Source organism: Clostridium ihumii AP5, assembly GCF_000612845.1.
GTDB classification, from domain to species: Bacteria; Bacillota; Clostridia; order Clostridiales; family Clostridiaceae; genus Clostridium_J; species Clostridium_J ihumii.
In genome coordinates this window covers 47655-68345 of record NZ_CCAT010000040.1, presented here as the reverse complement: position 1 = coordinate 68345, position 20691 = coordinate 47655, and the positions used below count along the sequence as shown (strand labels likewise).

15 protein-coding genes are annotated in these 20691 nt (G+C 26.5%); 8 read left to right on the top strand and 7 right to left on the bottom strand.

What is annotated here, in order from left to right:
* Positions 1-166: 166 nt before the first annotated feature.
* The 4 genes from BN346_RS05210 (at position 167) to BN346_RS05195 (ending at position 6709) form a co-directional block, all read left to right on the top strand.
* The gene (locus BN346_RS05210; protein WP_034440190.1) at positions 167-778 is read left to right on the top strand and encodes a 3'-5' exonuclease; all 612 of its coding nucleotides are present in this window, start codon (positions 167-169) and stop codon (positions 776-778) included.
* A 42-nt stretch (positions 779-820) separates the two neighbouring features.
* Complete coding sequence (locus BN346_RS05205; protein WP_034440188.1) at positions 821-1984, top strand: amidohydrolase; 1164 nt, start codon at positions 821-823, stop codon at positions 1982-1984.
* 150 nt (positions 1985-2134) lie between these two features.
* On the top strand, positions 2135-4159 hold the full coding sequence (locus tag BN346_RS05200; RefSeq protein WP_051540053.1) for a transglycosylase domain-containing protein: 2025 nt from the start codon (positions 2135-2137) through the stop codon (positions 4157-4159).
* A gap of 183 nt (positions 4160-4342) precedes the next feature.
* Positions 4343-6709, top strand: coding sequence for a transglycosylase domain-containing protein (locus BN346_RS05195; protein ID WP_051540051.1), 2367 nt, complete (start codon positions 4343-4345; stop codon positions 6707-6709).
* A gap of 983 nt (positions 6710-7692) precedes the next feature.
* Here the strand turns inward: BN346_RS05195 and BN346_RS05190 are convergent.
* From BN346_RS05190 to BN346_RS05180, 3 genes are all read right to left on the bottom strand, one after another.
* Positions 7693-9021 (bottom strand): APC family permease, encoded by a 1329-nt coding sequence (locus BN346_RS05190; protein ID WP_051540048.1) that lies wholly within the window; start codon positions 9019-9021, stop codon positions 7693-7695.
* A 670-nt stretch (positions 9022-9691) separates the two neighbouring features.
* Positions 9692-11479 (bottom strand): aminopeptidase P family protein, encoded by a 1788-nt coding sequence (locus BN346_RS05185; protein ID WP_034440184.1) that lies wholly within the window; start codon positions 11477-11479, stop codon positions 9692-9694.
* A gap of 1013 nt (positions 11480-12492) precedes the next feature.
* Entirely contained in the window at positions 12493-13086 is a 594-nt protein-coding gene (locus BN346_RS05180; protein WP_034440182.1) for a DUF1836 domain-containing protein, read from the bottom strand.
* Between the two features lie 435 nt (positions 13087-13521).
* Here BN346_RS05180 and trhA point away from each other — a divergent pair, with 435 nt between their 5' ends.
* The 3 genes from trhA (at position 13522) to BN346_RS21895 (ending at position 15386) form a co-directional block, all read left to right on the top strand.
* The gene (gene trhA, locus BN346_RS05175) at positions 13522-14166 is read left to right on the top strand and encodes a PAQR family membrane homeostasis protein TrhA (protein WP_034440180.1); all 645 of its coding nucleotides are present in this window, start codon (positions 13522-13524) and stop codon (positions 14164-14166) included.
* Positions 14167-14269: 103 nt separating this feature from the next.
* A complete protein-coding gene (locus tag BN346_RS05170) occupies positions 14270-15139 on the top strand; it encodes a DMT family transporter (protein WP_034440178.1) in 870 nt (289 codons plus the stop codon).
* Positions 15140-15245: 106 nt separating this feature from the next.
* A complete protein-coding gene (locus BN346_RS21895) occupies positions 15246-15386 on the top strand; it encodes a hypothetical protein (protein WP_187372125.1) in 141 nt (46 codons plus the stop codon).
* Between the two features lie 31 nt (positions 15387-15417).
* Here BN346_RS21895 and BN346_RS05165 read toward each other — a convergent pair whose 3' ends face one another.
* The 4 genes from BN346_RS05165 to BN346_RS05150 form a co-directional block, all read right to left on the bottom strand.
* Positions 15418-15762: a RidA family protein gene (locus tag BN346_RS05165; RefSeq protein WP_034440176.1), complete on the bottom strand. Its 345-nt coding sequence runs from the start codon at positions 15760-15762 to the stop codon at positions 15418-15420.
* Between the two features lie 100 nt (positions 15763-15862).
* Entirely contained in the window at positions 15863-16219 is a 357-nt protein-coding gene (locus BN346_RS05160; RefSeq protein ID WP_034440174.1) for a NifB/NifX family molybdenum-iron cluster-binding protein, read from the bottom strand.
* Between the two features lie 537 nt (positions 16220-16756).
* Positions 16757-17350: a HutD family protein gene (locus BN346_RS05155; protein ID WP_051540047.1), complete on the bottom strand. Its 594-nt coding sequence runs from the start codon at positions 17348-17350 to the stop codon at positions 16757-16759.
* Between the two features lie 77 nt (positions 17351-17427).
* On the bottom strand, positions 17428-19122 hold the full coding sequence (locus tag BN346_RS05150) for a M3 family oligoendopeptidase (RefSeq protein ID WP_034440172.1): 1695 nt from the start codon (positions 19120-19122) through the stop codon (positions 17428-17430).
* A gap of 758 nt (positions 19123-19880) precedes the next feature.
* On the opposite strand from BN346_RS05150, the gene BN346_RS05145 reads away from it, so the two are divergent.
* Complete coding sequence (locus BN346_RS05145; RefSeq protein ID WP_034440170.1) at positions 19881-20426, top strand: pyruvate kinase alpha/beta domain-containing protein; 546 nt, start codon at positions 19881-19883, stop codon at positions 20424-20426.
* Positions 20427-20691: the final 265 nt, after the last annotated feature.

Genomic DNA, 20691 nt, shown 5'->3' with positions numbered 1-20691 from the left:
AAATTAGTCTTAGAACTAAACCTATATAATACTATAAGTTTTAAACTTAATTTGAAACGTTACATATGTTATAATTAGTTTATTCAATTTTAGTTTTTGAAATTTGTTTAGAATTTTTGTATAACATTTTTCTATAAACATTATGCATCCATAGGAGGATTTTTTTATGAAAATGATTTTTTTTGATACTGAAACAACAGGAATAAGTCCTGGTAATATATGTGAATTGTCTTACATAATAGTTAATACTGATGTAAAGCCACAACAAACCTATGGCAAAAATTTCTTTTTTGCTGTTGAATATGTGGAACCTAGTGCTGAAGATGTTCATGGATTTTCAGCTGAGGATTTATATGAGCTAAGTGAAGGCAAATATTTCGAAGATCAATATGAAGAAATAGTTGAAGACTTCACAAGTGCTGATATTTTAATCGGTCATAATGTTAATTTTGATATAAAATTTATAACTCATGAATTTAGTTTTTGTGAATTAGATTACATTCCAAAAAATTCTTTTTGTACTATGAATTATTATAAAAATATTTGTAAATGCCCTAATGGCAGAGGTGGAATTAAAAATCCTAAACTTGAAGAGGTTGTCAGATTTTTAGGTCTTGACTCTACTACCATAAGAGCTAAAGCCAATGAGTTGTTTTCAGGTAGCGGCAATTACCATGATGCTAGATTTGATACTGCAGCAACTTATCTTGTAGTAACAGAAGGCATAAAAAAAGGATACATACCTAAAGGCTACTTTAGTAAAATAGTTTCTAAATAAATTTATAGTTTATTTAATATAAAAAATGGGGGGGATATTTTTATGATAGTTATAAAAAATGCTAATATCCACACTATGATGGATGTTAATTATGAAAATGGTACAGTTTTTATTGACAATGGAAAAATTGTTAATGTTGGGGAAAATTTAATTATACCATCTAATTCTACAGTTATAGATGCAAAAGGTGGTTTTTTAATGCCAGGCATAATAGATGCTCATTGTCATTTAGGTATGCTTGAAGATAGTATTGGTTTTGAAGGTGATGATGTAAATGAAGCTACTGATCCTTCAACACCACATTTAAGGGCTTTAGATGGAATAAACCCTAAAGATAAATGTTTTGATGAAGCACTTTTAGGTGGTATAACTACTGTTTCTACTGGTCCTGGAAGTGCAAATGTTATCGGTGGACAATTTGTTACAATGAAAACATTTGGTAAAACTTTAAATGAAATGGTTATAAATGAATGTTCTGCTATGAAGGTAGCTTTTGGTGAAAATCCTAAACGTGTATATTCTTCCTTTAAAAAATGTCCTTCTACACGTATGGGAACTGCTGCAATCCTTAGAGAAAATTTAATTAAAGCTAAAAATTATATTGAAAAGAAAAACAATGCTAAAAATGATCCTACAAAAATGCCTGAATTTGATATGAAGTTAGAAGCATTATCTAAGGTTATAAATAAAGAAATTCCTCTTAAGGCCCATGCTCATAGAGCTGATGATATTCTAACAGCTCTTAGAATTGCAAAGGAATTTAATTTAGATATATCTTTGGATCATTGTACTGAAGGTCATTTAATTGTGGATTCTTTAAAGGAAGAACATTTTAAAGGTGCTATTGTAGGCCCTACACTTTCTGATAGATCAAAAGTAGAACTTAAAAATCTAACCTTTAAAACTCCAGCTATATTAAATAATGCTGGTATAACTGTAGCACTTATGACAGACCACCCTGTAATACCTTTGCAATATCTTCCTATTTGTGCTGCCCTTGCATCTAGAGAAGGACTAAGTGAAGAAGATGCTCTAAAAGCTATAACTATAAATCCAGCTAAAATCTTGGATTTAGATAACAAAGTAGGTAGTATTGAACAAGGAAAAGATGCTGACATTTTAATATACAATGGTCATCCTTTTGATTTAAGAAATAAACTAAGCTTTATTATGGTAAATGGTAACATAGTAAAAAATGAGTTATAAATTTAAATACTTTTAATGTTATAAAATACCTATGTGCATGAATCTTTTTATAAGAATTTTGTATATAGGTATTTTTACATAATTATTGTTTTTTTATATTCTCATTGTATAATATAAGTTGTCCTAATTATATGTACAGGTGGTGAGCTATTGTCAAAAATAACTAAAAAAGCTAAAAATAGAAACTCAAAACCAGTAAAGAAAAAACGTAAAAAAGCTAAAAAGAAAAGTAAGCTTTTTAAAAATATTTTAAGTTCAATATTATTATTGTTTTTATCATTTACTATTTTTGTTGGTTCTTTTATTTTCTTTACAACAAATTTTAGACTTAAAGATATATATGCTGATGCCAACATAAAAATAAAAAATATTTCTAATGATACTTTTATGCAAAACATGCCTACTATTATTTATGATTGTAATAATAATATAATAGAAAAATTAGCTTATTATAATTATGAATACCTTCCTTATGATGAAATTAATCCTAAAATTTTTGATTCCTTTATTGCAATTGAAGATAAAAATTATTTTAATCATAATGGAATAGATAAGCTTTCCATAATTAGAGCTGGTATTGAATACATAAAAAATAAAGGTGTCATAACTCAAGGTGGTTCAACTATAACTCAACAATTAGTTAAAAATACACTTTTATCTCATGAGCAAACTTTTAAAAGAAAATTTGAAGAAATAATTATTTCATTGGAACTTGAGAAGAAATACTCTAAAAAACAAATTCTTGAATACTATGTGAATAACATTTATTTTGGAAATAATAGTTATGGAATAGAAACTGCTTCATTAAACTATTTTAATAAGAGCAGTAAAGACTTAACTTTAGGACAAATAGCTTTTTTAGTAGCTATACCTAATAATCCTACTATGTATGATCCATTAACTAAAATCCATAATACACTTAAAAGGCAAAAGTTAATTTTAAGTAAGATGTTAAAGTTAAATTTTATTTCTGAAAAACAATACATAGATGCTTGTAAAGAAAATGTAGAACTTAATACAAGAAAAAATAAAATTTACACTGAAGATAACTATATGATTTCATATGCCCTTGATTGTACTATCAAAGAACTTATGTTACTTAATGGTTTTAAATTTCAAACAAACTTTAAAACGTTAGATGAACGAACTAACTACTTTAATAAGTTTGATAAATTATATTCAGAATTTAACTCTAAAATCAGAAAAGGTGGCTACAACATCCACACATCTTTTGAAGTAAATAAACAACAATTGCTTCAAAGTACACTCGATAATTATTTACTTCCCTATAATGAATTAACTAATGATGGTATTCATAAAATTCAAGGTGCTGCAATAACAATAGAAAATAGTAGTGGTAATGTTATATCAATTGTTGGTGGTAGAAGTTCTGATTTAAATTTAAACTCATTTAATAGAGCTTATTTATCTTATAGACAGCCTGGTTCAACAATTAAACCATTAGTTGCGTATACTCCTGCATTTGAGAAAGGTTATACCCCTTCTAGCATTATGAATGATGAATATATTCCTAATGGTCCTAAAAATGCAGACTCAACTTATAGAGGTAATGTTACATTAGAATATGCTACTGAAATTTCACTTAATACTATTCCTTTTTCTCTAGTTAGAGATTTAGGTCCAGAAAATGTTGTTAATTATTTACATAAAATGAATTTTAAGTACTTGTATCCTAATGATATAAATCCTATAATTGCAGTTGGAGGATTTACAAAAGGTGTTACTCCAGAAGAAATGGCTGGTGCTTACTCAACATTAGCTCGTAATGGTGAATATATTAAAACATCTTGTGTAAATTTAATTGAAAGTAGTTCTGGACGTAAATTATATGAAAACAACCATATTGCTGAAGTTATATATACTCCTACTGCTACACAATATATGACTAATGTTCTAAAAGGAGTATTAAATAAACCTAACGGTACTGCTTATGGATATAGTTTAAGTTCTGTTCCATCAGCCGGTAAAACTGGCACAACAGATAATAATAAGGATTTATGGTTTTGTGGATATTCCCCTTACTATACAACTGTTATATATGTAGGTTCAGATATACCTGATACTCTAAATATAGAAGGAAATTTGCCTAGTAAAATGTGGAAAAATTATATGGATAAACTACATATTGGCTTACCATATAAAAATTTTAATTAAATTTAAATTTTGCCTATACTTTTCTATTTGAATAAAATAATATATAATAGAATATATTTTTTATCTTACACATATCTATAATTAAAACATTAAACTAATTTTATTAAATTAGACTTTAAGTAAAAATGTTTAATTAATATTCCTATAAGTAGATGAATTTATTCATCTGGAAGGAGGATTAACATGGGAAAAAGTAATACAAAAAAACAAACTAAAACGAAAAAGAAGAAAAAGAAAAGCTTTTGGAATAAGTTTTTTAAAGTTGTAGGCATATGTTTAGCTACACTTATACTTTTATCTGGTATATTTTTATTATTAAATTTCAAAAATATCCAAGCTTTCTATGACAATTCATTAAGTAAACTAAATGATATTTCTTATGAAACTTTTTTAAGTAGAATGCCTACTGTTGTTTATGATAAAGATGGTAAAGTACTTAGAGAATTTGCTCAACATGACTATGAATACTTAAATTACAAAGATATACCTAAAAATGTAGTAAATTCTTTTATAGCAATTGAGGATAATCGTTTTTGGGAACATAATGGAATTGATGTTAAGTCTTTAGCTAGAGCTAGCTTTGAACTTGTTAAAAATAGAGGTGAGATTACACAGGGTGGTTCTACAATAACTCAACAACTTGTAAAACTTACAGTATTATCTCTTGATCAGACTTTTAAAAGAAAATTTGAAGAAATAATAATTGCTGTTAATCTTGAGAAGAAGTACAGTAAGGAACAAATCATGGAGTTTTATCTAAATAATATCTATTTTGGTAATGGTAATTATGGAATAGAATCTGCATCTAGATACTACTTCAACAAACCTTGCAAAGATTTAACTTTAGGTGAAATTAGTTTTTTAACTGCTGTACCAAATAATCCAACTATGTATGATCCTTTAACAAAAAGTGATAATGTAGTTAAGCGTAAAAATTTAATTCTTGATAATATGTTAAGACTTAAATTTATTTCTCAATCAGAATACGATTCATCTAAAAACCAAAAAGTAACACTAAACATTAATAAAGATGAGTCTGTGTATGAAAATGAAGATTACAGTATATCTTATGCACTAGATTCTACTATAACTGAATTAATAAAGAATAGTGGTTTTGTATTGAGAACAGATTTTAAAAATGACACTGAAAGACAAAATTATTTTAATGAATATAATGACTTATATCAAAAGTTTAATGCTAGTGTAAGAAAAGGTGGATATAAAATATATACATCTTTAGATCCCGAAAAACAAAAATTACTTCAACAATCTGTTGATTCAAATCTTGCTGGATTTTATGAAACTGACATGGAAACGGGACTATACTCTATGCAAGGTGCAGCTGTTACTATAGATAACTCAACTGGTAATGTTGTTGCAATTGTTGGTGGACGTAATCAAGATGGAGTAGATAATACCTTCAATAGAGGTTATTTAGCTGTTAGACAACCAGGTTCTGCTATAAAACCATTAGTTGCATATACTCCTGCTTTTGAAAAAGGCTATAATGGAAATAGCATGATGGAAGATAAAGCTATTAATAATGGTCCTGCTAACTGGTATCCAGGCTATAAGGGCATGGTCAACTTAAGATATGCAACTGAAATATCAATAAATACAATTCCATTTAATCTTGTAAATGAAATAGGTGTTCCTGAATCATTAGCATATCTTCATAACATGAACTTTAAATATATAACACCTACAGATACAACTCCAATAGTTGCATTAGGAGGATTCACTAAAGGTGTTACTACTGAGGAAATGGCTGGTGCTTACTCTACCTTAGCAAGAAGTGGAAAATACATTGAAACTACTTGTATAGAAAAAATAGAAAACTACGAAAATGAAATATTATATAAAAATCTACATTCTGAGGTAGATGTCTATACTGCAACTGCTGCAGATGAAATGACTAATATTTTGGAAGGTGTTATATCTAAACCCCACGGAACTGGTTATGGGTTATCTTTAAGTAATAACATGCCTTCTGCTGGTAAAACCGGAACTACAGATGGTAATAAAGATGCTTGGTTCTGTGGATATACTCCTTATTATACAACTGCTATATATATTGGATATGATACACCTGTAGAATTATTAGATAGTTATACAAGCATACCTAAAACTATTTGGAAAGATTTTATGGAGCAAATACATTCTGGTTTACCAGTTAAACCTTTTTCACACAATGTATTATCTGAAGACTTTAATCAAACTCCAATAGAAAATACAAATAAGCAAGAAAATGATACAGAAAAAGACAAAGATAAGGATAAAGATAAAAACAAGGACAAGGACAAAGATAAGGATAAAGACAAAAATAATGGTAATGGAAATACTAATAATAGCGGTAACGGTAATGGAAATACTGGAACTACTCCAAATCCAAACCCAACACCAAATCCAAACCCAGACCCTAATCCAAAACCAGATCCTAACCCAAATCCAGATCCTAACCCAAATCCTAATCCAACACCGGATCCTGACCCAACACCAACACCGGATCCAACACCAACTCCTAATCCGACACCAACTCCAAAACCTTAATAAATTAAAAAAGATGATACACACAGTTGTACCATCTTTTTTAATTAGCTCTTTAATATATTAATGCCACTATTTATGTTATGCCATAAAAATTTTTTCAAATCTTAAATACTTATATAATATAGGGTTCCAAGTTCAAATTCAAAATAACAAATTTATCAATTGAAAAGCTTTTTTTTTCATCAAGAAACAGGAATTATTTAAATTAGTATTTCTTTAAAAATTGATTTAGAAAATCTTATTAATTTGTGTTTTATTTTCAAGACCTGAACCCAAGGACGGGTTCAGCCACTGCCTAGACAGGATATCGTGTGAACTAAATTTAGAAATATGTAATTCAAAATTCAATGTATATTTTTTATAAATCAAGGAAGTAATTCGCATTAATAATGGCATTTTATTAATGTGAATTGCTGACGAAGAGTTATGAAAAATAGACTAGAATTTAATTACATAGCTCTGAATTCAGTTCACTTATAGCCGTTTAGTCTTGGAAATAAAATGGCAAATTCATTAGAGTTTCTTTGAGATTTTTATGAATACCGTTTTAAATAATTACTGTTTCTTGGAATACTACTATTCTCATTTAATATTTTAAATAATAGATTTCTCAAATGCTACTACTAATCTTACAGTTTATTCTGATATCATTGTTGGAACCAATTAACAATTAGCAGTTAGCAATTAACAATGATGGTTGATATTAGTCACTTCGCTTTTAATATCTAAAAATAGAAGCACATAAAAACTAGCTTTTAGTAATCTTTAACTAATTTGCTTTGCAAATCATTATAAAAATTGATTCAAAAAACTGAGATTTAAGTTTTATCCTTCATTGTTAATTGTTATGTAACACTTTAATTTCTTCTTTCTCAATTAGAATAAGAATAAATTCATCTTTGAACTTGAATTCCTATATAATTTAAATTTCTATATAAAAAAAGTAGAAACTTAAAGTTTCTACTTTTTATTACACTTAAATATTAAGCAATATTTTCTTTATTTTTATTGTTATCATTTCTCTTCTTTAAGTAGAAGAATACTGGTAGTCCTATTAATGTTAATACTGAACCTACTATTGCATTTGTAAAGCTTGAAGTTAAGCAACTTATAACTATATATATACCTCCGAATATACCTACTAATGGTATTATTGGGAATAGTGGCACTTTATATTTTGCTTCCATTTTTCTTTTTCTTACTTTAAATACTCCGAATACTCCCATTACAAAGAATATCCATAGTACAAATACTATCATGTCAGTTAACGCTTGGAATGATCCTGTCGCAACGAATATTAAAGATATTGCACAAATTAATATTATAGAATTTATAGGAGTTCCAAATTTAGGGTTTATTTGTTCTAAAACTTTGCTTGCTGGTAATAATCTTTCTTTAGCCATAGCTACTGGCATTCTTGATCCAGCCATTAAGTTTCCATTTAAAGCTCCAAAAACTGAAACTAACATACCAAGTGATATTATTGTAGCACCTATTGATCCAAATAATACGTTTGCAGTGTCTGCTGCAACTGCATCTGAAGCTATAACTTCAGCCATCGGTAATGTTTTTATTATTCCAACACTGAATAATACGTATACAGCCATAACAATTGTTAATCCACCGATAATTGCTTTTGGTAAGTTTTTCTCTGGCTCTTTTATTTCACCAGCTAATGTACCTACACTTATCCAACCATCATATGCCCATAAACATCCTATTAGCGCTGCACCAAATCCACCTGTTGTAAATCCGCTAAATGATACACTTGAAAGTTCTCCACTTTTACCTTTTATGATACCAAATATTATAATTGCTGCTAATGGTAAAAGTTTACCTACTGTTGCTATAATTTGAACTTTTCCAACTAATTTAGTTGAAACCATATGTATTAATGCCATAAATATTATAAGACCTACTGCTAATAGCTTTCTTTGTATGTCGCTTAATCCACCCACTAATGGTGATGCAGTATCTGCTAAAACGATTGCACTTGCTGCTATAACTGCTGGAAAATATATAACAACTTGAACCCAACCATATAAAAATCCTACAAGATCCCCATATAATTCAGTTAAGTATGCATACAATCCACCTTCTCTTGGAATTGCTGACGCTATTTCTGCTACTGTTAATCCTGCACAAATAGTTATTATACCTGCAATAAGCCATGCTAATATTCCAAGTACTGGTGATCCAGCTTCTTTAAAAACTACAGATGCTTTGAAAAATACTCCTGATCCGATAACTACTCCTACAACTACAGAGATAGCTTCTTTTAAACCCATGCTTCTTTTGTTATCTTGTGACATTCCATTCTCTCCGTTTCTTATAAAATTTTATAATCTTTTTATAATTTAATTGCAATGTTATTGTACTCGAATTTTGTCGCTTTTGCAATAATATTTTTTTATTTTTGTTACTTTTTAAATTTTTTTGTAGTTTGATTAGTTATAATCTTCTCTTTTTAATGATTTTTATTCATTTTCTTCTATCTTTTGTTTGCTATTTTTAAATTATATTTTAATAATCGTAAAAATGAAATCGTATTCAAAATCCATTTTAAAATAATTTATTATAAAATTTCATAAAAATAAAAATAGATCATCACAAGCTATGACAATCTATTTTTACTATTAATTTTATATATTTCTATTTTAAGGTATTTTCACTTATCAATTATAGGGTTACAAGTTTAGAATTAAAATAGTATATTTATAAAATGCTACTACTAAAGTTATATGTTATTCCTATTTTTATATTGGAACCAAGTAAAAGTGAAGAGTGAAAAGTTATGGTAGTTATTACTCACTTTGTTCCTAATATCTAAAAATAGAAACACATAAAAACTAAGCTTTTATATTGTTTTCAAATAATTTGCTCTGCAAATTTAATAAAAAATTTTTTTTAAAATATAGATTAAAACTTAAAATTAAAATTCTCAACTGAAATATGAATAACTTAAAGTTTTAACTTGTATTCCTATATAGCTCTTGTCTCTAATTTTAAGAATTCTTTTTCTTCTTCATTTAAATATGGTGATAACTTTTCATAAGTCATTTTATGATAATCATTTACCCATTCTATTTCTTCTTTTGTTAGCATTTCTTTAACTATGCCATCTAAATCAAATGGACAAAATGTTATATTTTCAAATTTTAAAAATCTTCCGCCATACTCAGTAACTTCATCTTCTACTACAAATAATGTATTTTCTAATCTAATTCCATGTTTTCCTTCCTTATACACTCCTGGTTCATCTGTTACATTCATTCCAACTTCTAATTTTATATTTATAGGTACTCTAGATATTCCATGTGGTCCTTCATGAACATTTAGTAAATATCCAACCCCATGTCCTGTTCCACATTTATAATCTATTCCTTCATCCCATAATGGTTTCCTTGCTAATATATCTAAGTTGCATCCACAAGTTCCTTCTAAAAATTTAGCTTTTGACAATGCCAAATTAGATTTAACCACTAATGTAAAATCTCTTTTTTCTTCTTCTGTTAATTTTCCAAGAACAACAGTTCTTGTAATATCAGTTGTACCATCATAATATTGTCCACCAGAATCAAACAAGAAAAATCCCTCTGGTTTTAACTCACAATCGGTTTCTTCATTAGCACTATAATGCATCATTGCTGCATGCTCTTTATATCCCGCAATTGTATTAAAACTTGGTTCTATAAATAAATTATTTTTACTTCTAAATTCTGTTAACTTTTCTGATGCTGTTATTTCAGTAACTTTTTTTCCTGCTTTTACAGATTCCTTAAGCCATTTTATAAATTTCACTTCTGCAACACAATCTCTTATAGTACATTTTCTTGTGTTCTCCATCTCAACTGGATTTTTTATTCCTTTAAGCTTAGTAGTTATATTTAAAGATTCAATTTTATTTAATTGAGTCTTCATTGAACTTGTTATCATAACATTTGTCTTATTCGGATCATATAATACTACTTTATTTTTCTCAATTTCAGATACAACTTTACTAATTTCCTCATAAGTTCTTATAATTATATTTGACTTTTCTAATTCATCTTTAACATTATTAGATACTTTTTTATCATCAACAAACAAATACGCTTCATAAAGTGTAACAATTGCATATGAAATTACTACTGGATTAGCTTTTACATCTCTTCCTCTAATATTATAAAGCCATGCTATATCATCTAAGGATGATATTATAAAATAATCTGCATTTTTCTTTTTCATTTCTAACCTAACTGCTTCTAGCTTTTCTTCTCTAGATTTTCCAGCATATTTAATTTCATGAATAAAAATATCTGTACAAGGTATTTCTGGTCTATCTTTCCATATTTCATCTATTAAATCAAATTTTGTTTCAAAATTCAAATTTTTAGATGCAAACATTATTTTCATATTCTTATACATTGCTGTTGAAATTACTTCCCCGTTAAATCCAACCGTAGCATTTTCTTTTGCTATATCTTTTATCCATTCTTGATATGTTGGAACATTAGGTTGTCCCATTTTAAATAATTCTATCTCCGAATTTTTTAATTGATTTGCTGCTTGTATAAAATATCTACCATCAGTCCATAACCCTGCTTTTTCCATAGTAACTACCACAGTTCCTGCAGAACCAGTAAAACCTGAAATCCACTCACGACATTTGTAATGATCTGCTACATATTCACTTTGGTGAGAATCAAAACTTGGTATAATATAAATATCTATATTATGCTTTTTCATCACACTTCTTAATTCTTCTAATCTCTCATTTATTTTTTTCATAAAACCCCTCCTTATATAAGGTTCCAAGTTCAAGTTCAAAGTAATCTCTTTCTCAAATAATAATACTAATCTTACAGTTTATTTCTATATTTATATTCGGAACCAGTTGACAATTGAAAATTGACAATTGACAGTTATGGTTAATATTACTGATTTCATTCATAATATTTAAAATAGAAATACCTAAAAACTACGTTTTTATATTGTTTTCAATTAATTTGCTGTGCAAATTTAATAAAAAATCATTCTTTAAAATTGGAAATCCAATTTTTACATTCACTGTCCATTGTCAATTTCTAAAATATAGATTAATAATTAGCGTTAAAATTCTCAATTGAAACATGAATAACTTAAAGTTTTAACTTGGATTCCTATATAGAGTTACAAGTTTGAAGTTTAAATAATACATTTATCAATTGAAAAACTTTTTTATTTCATCAAGGAACAGGACTTATTTAAATAAGTATTTCTTTAAAAATTAATTTAGAAAATCTTATTAATTTGCGTTTTATTTTCAAGACCTGAACCCAAGGACGGGTTCAGCGACTGCCTAGATAGGATGTCGTGTGAACTAAATTTAGAAATATGTAATTCAAAATTCAATGTATATTTTTTATAAATCAAGGAAGTAATTCGCATTAATAATGGCATTTTATTAATGTGAATTGCTGACGAAGAGTTATGAAAAATAGACTAGAATTTAATTACATAGCTCTGAATTCAGTTCACTTATAGCCGTTTAGTCTTGGAAATAAAATGGCAAATTTATTAGAGTTTCTTTGAGATTTTTATGAATAACGTTTTAAATAAGTCCTGTTTCCTTTACTACCATTATTATCATTTAATATTTGAATAACTTAAAGTTTCAACTTGGAACCCTATATGAAACATTATAATATATATTTTACACAATTTTCTAAACATTTTAAAGGTTTTATTTTTATATTTTTTATTTATATAAAAGAAAATTTCAATATGTTGAAAATTACTTTTAAAACATATTGAAATAAATTCTATTTTTCATCATTTTCACATATTAAAAATTTATCTATCATTCTTTCTGCTAACTTTCTTTGAATATTGGCAGAGTAAATTAATATTAATACTGTTATAAATACTTTTCCGTAATCATCTGATTCCATATTATTTATATTATTTATCTTTTCCTCAATATTTTTTAAATTATCTTCAATTTCATTTTTTTTAATTTCATAAAAACTTTCATATAATTTACTTAACTTTTTCTTTTCATCTTCTTTTAAATTTTCATCTTCAAAATTAGCAATCATTGGATTAAATAACTTTTTTATATCTTGAATACTTAAACTTTGTTTTAAATTATATATTATACACATTAATATTATGTGCTCTTTTGTATATTTCTTTTTGTCAGGTGCCATTAAAAGTTTATCTTTTGCGTAATTATTAATCATGGTTTTAGTAAGTAATTTGTCTTCTTCAGTTCTTTTATTTTCACCTAAATTTTTATCAAATAATGTTATAATTTGATCCATATATAAATCAATATCTGGTATTTTAGATAACTCCATATAATCATCTAGTTTCATTTCATTTAAAGCACTTAAAATTTCATTTTTATTATACATACTTCCTCTCCTTATCATAACTCTACCATTTTTAACTTCTATTTCTAATAGCAAAAGAAATTTAAGAATGAATTTTTTTAAATGGTGGATAATATATTTATTCAAAATTAATCTTCTATAAACAATTCTTTTAAATTTTCAACTTAATTATCTAGTATATAGAGTTCTAAGTTCATATTTTAGTTTCTATATTTATCAAATAAAATATGAATAACTTAAGTTTTCAAATTAGAATCTTATAATATATTTTCTTTTTAAGTATATTGTCACATTATAGATTCATTATGTCAATATTTATATTGTATTTTGTGTTTTGATAAACTATATTATTAAATATTATTTTTTATGTTTATTTTAATTTCATTTGTGTTATAATATAAATATACTAAAACATAGTTTTTAAAACTACATTCAAATTTATTAGGAGGTATTTTAATGAATAAATATTTTCGCGAACCAGTAAGTGGTTTTACACATCTTTTTGGAGCTGTATTTTCTTTAATAGGATTAGTTTCACTAATCCATAGAGAGTTTATAAATAGAACGGGAATCTCTTCCTTAGTTGGAGTTATAATTTTTGGTTTAAGTTTAATATTTCTTTATACTGCAAGTACAATTTATCACTTAGTTGTTTCTTCTGATAAAGTTATAAAAGTGTTAAAGAAACTAGATCACTCTATGATTTTTATATTAATTGCTGGAACTTATACTCCAATATGTCTTATAGGTCTACAATCTTACTTAAAGTGGGGTTTACTTATATTTATTTGGACACTTTCTATAATAGGAATCATATTGAAAGTAAAATGGATAGATTGTCCTAAATGGGTTTCATCTGTTTTATATGTAAGTCTTGGTTGGATAGCAGTATTTATATTATCTCCTTTATCTAAAACAGTTGCTCCTGAAGTTATATATCTTCTAGTTTTAGGTGGAGTCTTATATACTATAGGTGCAGTTATATATTGCATAGAGAAAAAAGGTTCCAAAAGAACTTTCGGTGCTCATGAAATTTTTCATATATTCGTAATGCTTGGAAGTTTAGCTCACTATATGTGCATTTTTAAATATCTAATCTAATTTTAAATATAAATGTAAGGAAATCTCTGTACTTTCCTTGCATTTTTTCTTGTTTTTATGGATAATGATATTGATTATTATTTTAAAGAGAGGATTTTAAAAAATGAGTAATAGAAATAAAGGTATTTTATTTATAATTTTATCGGCATTTGGATTTGCCATGATGTCAACCTTCGTCAAGCTATCTGGAGATTTACCATCTTTTCAAAAAACTTTTTTCAGAAATTTAGTTTCATGTGTTATAGCCTTTTTCATGATAGTTTATCATAAGGAAAGTTTCTTTGGTAAAAAGGAAAATCGTAAAACATTACTATTAAGATCTGCCTTTGGAACCATAGGAATTATATTAAACTTTTATGCAATAGATCACTTAATACTTTCTGATGCCAATATGTTAAATAAACTTAGTCCATTTTTTGTAATAATATTTTGTGCTTTATTCTTAAAAGAGAAAATTAAAATCAATCAAATTTTAGCTGTTATAGTAGCCTTCATAGGTGCTCTATTTATAATAAAACCAGCCCTTAATATAGATATGGTTCCATATTTAATAGGTTTATGTTCAGCTATATTTGCAGCTGCTGCATATACTTTTGTAAGAATTTTAGGTGGAAAAGAAAAATATTATACTGTTGTTTTCTTCTTTTCATTTTTTTCAACAGTAGTTATATTGCCATTTTTCCTTCTTACATATAAACCTATGACACTTATACAATTTTCTTATCTAATTCTAGCAGGGGTGTTTGCAACTATTGGTCAATTTGGAATAACACTTGCTTATAAATATGCACCTGCTAAAGAAATATCAATTTTTGATTATTCTAATATAATTTTTTCAGCAATAATAAGCATGCTATTATTTAATCAAATACCAGATAAATTTAGTTTCTTAGGTTATATAATTATTTTTTCTGCATCATTTTACATGTTCCTATATAATAAAAAGCTAGATAAAGTTGTAAGAAAAAGCTAGGAATACATAAACTTCTTTAGTGGAATACTATTAAAAACAAGTTAAAAGTTATACCTCTTTCAATTAAGAAATTAATTTTTAACTTTCAAACTATAGGAGGTTTCTTATGGATAATAATAAGAGTAGAGTTAAAGAAGATTATAAAACTAGTGCAGAACTTAGAAAAATGTATCCAAAAGATGGTGGCGATGTTGGCATAATCAATGGTCATAAAATTTCAAATCCAAAAGGAAAAAAACATCAATAAAAAATGAGAAGACTAAAATCTTCTCATTTTACTATTTTACAGCAGCTATTACTGACATTTCTACTAATATTTCTTCTCTTGCCATTTTAGCTTCAACACAAGCTCTAGCTGGCTCAAATCCATCTATAACCCATGCATCCCAAATTTCATTCATTTCACTAAACATAGCCATATCTTTTACATATATTGTAGTTGAAAGTATGTGTTTTTTATCTGAGCCATATTTCTCTAATAACTCTTCAATTTTCTTTAAGACTCCTGCAGTCTGTTCCTTCATATTTCCTTCTCCTGAAGTTTGACCACATAAGTATATTGTGCCATTATTTATAACACAACGGCTCATTCTTCCAGTACCTTCAAATCTTTCAATTGTCATAGTCTAATTTCTCCTATCCTTGATAAAAATTTATTATTAATTATCTTGTAGTCAAATTATACTAGACATTTTATATTTTTTCAAATATCAGTGAATGAATTTACTGATGATGATGCTCTCCATGATGATTACACATCACTTGTCTGTCTTTTAAATTTCCTAATTTATATTCATTAATTACATCTTCAATATTTCCTGATGCTCCTCTTATAACTTCTAATCCTTTTAATTTTAAAGCATCATATGCACCTTTACCGATTCCACCTGTTATAACTACAGATACACCCTCTTTAACAAGAAGTTCAGAAAGTCCACCATGATTATGTTGTAGTTCTAAAGCAGATATCTCTTTACCTTCAACTACATTATTATTTTCTAATTCTACAATATAGAAACTTTCACTTCTTCCAAAATGTTGATTTATTACTTCTCCGTTCTTTGGCATAGCTATTTTCATTTTTCATACCTCCACAATATCTTTATTGACTTAATATTACCATAATACTATATGAATTTACCAAATTGCTTTAAGTTTGTATATTGGCATACGCCATTAACTTCTTCATGTTTTCTTTACCTTTCTCCGTTTTTTTCAATATACCTCCAATATAGTATTATAATTTAAGTTTAGAACCAATTAACAATGATGTTGGATATCCCCGGGGATTGAAATCCCCGCTACAATGTTTTATTTGTACTTCAAATAAAATTAATATAATATTTATCCATAAAAGTTCATTTTAGAGAATAAATTCCCCACCATAATGTTCTTACTAACCATAGTTTTAATAGTAACTATCACTATTACTTTTTTATATAGTTTTTAAATATCTCTTTGTGAACTGAAATACGCATAATTAATTTTTTGAACTTGTATTCCTATATAGGATTTGAAATTTAAAATAATCTTTTTACAAATTAAATAATTACTGTTTCCTTTACTACTACTATTCTCATTTATTATTTGAATAATTTCATTTTTCAGCTTGGAACCCTATAATATTATCTTAGAATCAATCAAATTTACTACTCCATTACTTTTAAATTTAATTTTTATTTTTTCATCTCTTTCTGTAGTTTCTATTATAAGAAGTTCCCCACTTTTTAATATTCCTTCTTTTTCATTTACACTAAACATTAATTCTTCTTTTGGAAGATAAAAACATTCAAAACTTACTCCCTTACTTTTTTTATTTATAGTTATTTCTTTAAATCTATTTAAATTAACTATACTCACATTCCCTTTTGCACCATTTTTCAGCATAAGATTGAAATCTCTTGCTTTCCCAAAGCTTTTTGTACTATCTTCTCCTGAAAAATTATGAACTTCAAATGGTTTTAACTTAATTTCATCATCTTCATTATGAGTAATAGCTAATTCATTATCTAATGACAATATATATCTATCAACACCTTCTAAATATGTAAATTCAGATTTTTCAACTTCAACAGTTGCAGAACTTAATCTAAATAAAAATTCTCTTTCATTATAATTTCCATCTTCAGGATATATATATATTTCATTAGTTTTTCCCCCACTCCAGTTAGAAACCTTTTGCATATCTTTCTTTATTAATTTCAAGTTCATATTTACACCCCATTTTCTATATTTTTAAATTGAAAAAAATGAACTCAAAATTTATTGAGTTCATTTTCTATTTTTAATTATAGTTTGCTATCATCTACATTTTTTAACCATTTATCAATTTCATCTATTATAGAACTAACGCAACCATCTTTAAATGGTGATTTAAGATTTGCACATTCTACAAGTTCTAAGAATGATTTTGTTCCACCAACACTACATAATCTTAAATAGTCACTCCATGCTTCTTCTCTGTTATCCATCATCTTTTTCCAGAATTGAAGTGCACATATTTGTGCTAATGTATAATCTATATAATAGAATGGCATTTGGAATATATGTCCTTGTTGGAACCACCATCCTCCTCTTTCAAGGAAATCACAATCTTCATAATTTTTGTGTGGTAGATATTGTCTTTCTAAATCTCTCCATGCATTTTTTCTTTCTTCTGGAGTAGCAGTTGGATTTTCATAAACATAATGTTGGAATGCATCTACTGTAATTCCATAAGGTATAAATTTAATAGCTGATCCTAAATGTATAAATTTATATTTATCAGCATCTTCTTTAAAGAATAAGTTCATCCAAGGCCATGTAAAGAATTCCATACTCATAGAATGTATTTCACAACTTTCAAATGTTGGGAAGTTGCATTCTGGAATTTCTATCCATCTTGATTGATATGCTTGGAAAGCATGACCTGCTTCATGTGTAAGCACATCTACATCACCTGATGTTCCATTAAAGTTTGAAAATATAAATGGTGCTTTATAGTTTGGAATATAATCGCAGTATCCACCGCCTCTTTTTCCTTTTTTAGTTACAAGGTCTAAAAGATTGCTATCAACCATAAAATTAAAGAATTCTTTAGTTTCTGGTGATAATTCTGAATACATCTTCATTCCATTATCTATTATCCATTGTGGCTCCCCTTTTGGTGTAGCATTTCCACTTAAAAATTCAAATTTTTCATCAAAACATCTTAATTTATCTAAATTTAATCTTTTTTCTTGTCTTTCATAAAGTTTATTTGCTACTGGCACAATATAATCTAAAACTTGTTTTCTAAAATTTGATACCATTTCAGGATTATAATCACTTCTCATCATTCTTACATAACCAAGTTCAACGTAGTTTTTATATCCTAATTTTTTAGCCATTTTATCTCTAACTTTAACAAGTTCATCATATATTCTATCAAATTCAGCTTCATTTTTTACAAAGAAATCATATTTAGCTTTAGTAGCTTCTTTTCTAACTTCTCTATCTTTATCTATAGTAAAAGGTGCAATTCCTGGAAGGTTTCTTTCTTCACCTTTAAACATAATCTTAGCTGAAGCTATTAATTTTGAATACTCTGTTACTAATTTATTTTCTATTTGCATATCTTCTATAATTTCTGGTGAAAAAGATTTTATTGAAAACTCTGCTAAGTTTAAAAATTGTTTTCCAAATTTTTCACTAAGTTGTTTCTTAAATTTAGAATCTACTAATGCTTTATAGAAATTAGAATTTAACTCTTCATATAATGGATCATATTCATCCCAATACTCTCTTTCCTTAGCATAAAATGGTTCATTTGTATCAATATCATGTCTTATATTTGAAATTATTCTCATACTCATTAAATCATTTCTAAGAGTATTTATGTTTTTCATATCTTCAATTTGTTCTTCTGCACTATTAGCATTTTTAAATTCTTCTATTAATGCAGTAAGATTATTTTTGTACTCTTCATAATTAGGTCTTTCATATTTGTAATCTTCAAATCTCATACTTTCTCCTCTTTTCCTTTATCTTTTAAAATAAATCTTATTTCAATCCCTCACTTATATACTAAAGTAAAATTTAAAATTTTCCAATATATTTATGAAATTTTTTTTATTTTTTTATTTTTCTAAATTATATTATTTTTTTATAATTATTTTTTCAAATATTTAACACTAATTATGTGAATCTTTAAAATTCACATATATATTTACTAAAAATTTCATAATCTATAAGGAAACAAGTTTAAACTTTAAGTTATTCATGTTTCAGTTGAGAATTTTATTTTTAAGTTTTAATCTATATTTTTTAAAATTGACAATGGACAATTGACAGTGGACAGTGAAGGTGAAAATTGGATTTCCAATTTTAAAGAATGATTTTTTATTAAATTTGCTAAGCAAATTAGTTGTAAACAATATAAAAACGTAGTTTTTAAGCATTTCTATTTTTAGATATTAAAAGCGAAGTGAGTGATATCAACTATAACTTTTCACTTTTCACTCTTAACTCTTACTTGGTTCCAAATATAAAAATAAAAATAAACTGTAAGCTTAATAATATCATTTGAGAAAGACATTACTTTAAATTTGAACTTGGAACCCTATATAAACATTGATTTTTCAATTTTTCTATTAAATAATATTTTTTAAGTTTACAAATAACATATTTTAAAATTTATTCATTAAAAGAATAATCTATAATAACTTTTAACTATATTTTATGTTAAGATGTTTTTAGATATTTATTTTGGGAGGTATATATTATGTATTTTGATAAACCTGGTATAGAGAATACAGAAAAAACTATAGAATTAGCAATAAAAATAGCTAAAGAAAGAAACATTAAAAATATAGTAGTTGCAACTAGTACTGGTGAGACTACTAAATATTTTAAAAATACAGATGACTTAAATATTGTTTGTGTAACACACGCTTATGGTTTTCAAGAAGGCGGAAAAATTGACATAACAGATGACGAAAGAAAAAATCTTATAAATAAAGGATTTAAAGTTTTAACTACAACTCATGCTTTAAGTGGTGCTGAAAGAGGACTTTCTAAAAAATTTGGTGGTATATCCCCTATAGAAATAATGGCTCATACTTTAAGAATGTTTGGTCAAGGAACTAAAGTTGCTGTAGAAATAGCTATCATGGCTTGTGACAGTGGATTAATTCCTTATATGGAACCAGTTATTTCTATAGGTGGTAGTAGCCGTGGTGCTGATACTGCTTTAATTTTAAGATCTGCTCATGCTAATAATATTTTAGACACAAAAATTGATGAAATAATTTGTAAACCTATTCTTTAGTCTGTTAATTATATATTTTTTCATTCTACAAATGTACGTAAAATAACTAGTATTGAACTTTGTTGTTTTACGTACATTTATATTTTATTTTTTTTATCATTCGTATTATTTTAAAGCATTTTGCATATTCAATGATTTTAAGTTTCATTTTCTTAATTTCAAGTTCTAAATTAATTACTTTTTTTCTTAAACTTGTTCATATGTTATAAATTTTTAATTTCACATTAATTCTTTACATTGGAATCAATAGAATCGCACTCAAAAC

Coding starts and splice junctions, on each gene's coding strand:
- BN346_RS05210 (WP_034440190.1), top strand. CDS start 167: ATGAAAATGATTTTTTTTGATACTGAAACAACAGGAATAAGTCCTGGT.
- BN346_RS05205 (WP_034440188.1), top strand. CDS start 821: ATGATAGTTATAAAAAATGCTAATATCCACACTATGATGGATGTTAAT.
- BN346_RS05195 (WP_051540051.1), top strand. CDS start 4,343: ATGGGAAAAAGTAATACAAAAAAACAAACTAAAACGAAAAAGAAGAAA.
- BN346_RS05190 (WP_051540048.1), bottom strand. CDS start 9,021: ATGTCACAAGATAACAAAAGAAGCATGGGTTTAAAAGAAGCTATCTCT.
- BN346_RS05185 (WP_034440184.1), bottom strand. CDS start 11,479: ATGAAAAAAATAAATGAGAGATTAGAAGAATTAAGAAGTGTGATGAAA.
- BN346_RS05180 (WP_034440182.1), bottom strand. CDS start 13,086: ATGTATAATAAAAATGAAATTTTAAGTGCTTTAAATGAAATGAAACTA.
- trhA (WP_034440180.1), top strand. CDS start 13,522: ATGAATAAATATTTTCGCGAACCAGTAAGTGGTTTTACACATCTTTTT.
- BN346_RS05170 (WP_034440178.1), top strand. CDS start 14,270: ATGAGTAATAGAAATAAAGGTATTTTATTTATAATTTTATCGGCATTT.
- BN346_RS21895 (WP_187372125.1), top strand. CDS start 15,246: ATGGATAATAATAAGAGTAGAGTTAAAGAAGATTATAAAACTAGTGCA.
- BN346_RS05165 (WP_034440176.1), bottom strand. CDS start 15,762: ATGACAATTGAAAGATTTGAAGGTACTGGAAGAATGAGCCGTTGTGTT.
- BN346_RS05160 (WP_034440174.1), bottom strand. CDS start 16,219: ATGAAAATAGCTATGCCAAAGAACGGAGAAGTAATAAATCAACATTTT.
- BN346_RS05155 (WP_051540047.1), bottom strand. CDS start 17,350: ATGAACTTGAAATTAATAAAGAAAGATATGCAAAAGGTTTCTAACTGG.
- BN346_RS05150 (WP_034440172.1), bottom strand. CDS start 19,122: ATGAGATTTGAAGATTACAAATATGAAAGACCTAATTATGAAGAGTAC.
- BN346_RS05145 (WP_034440170.1), top strand. CDS start 19,881: ATGTATTTTGATAAACCTGGTATAGAGAATACAGAAAAAACTATAGAA.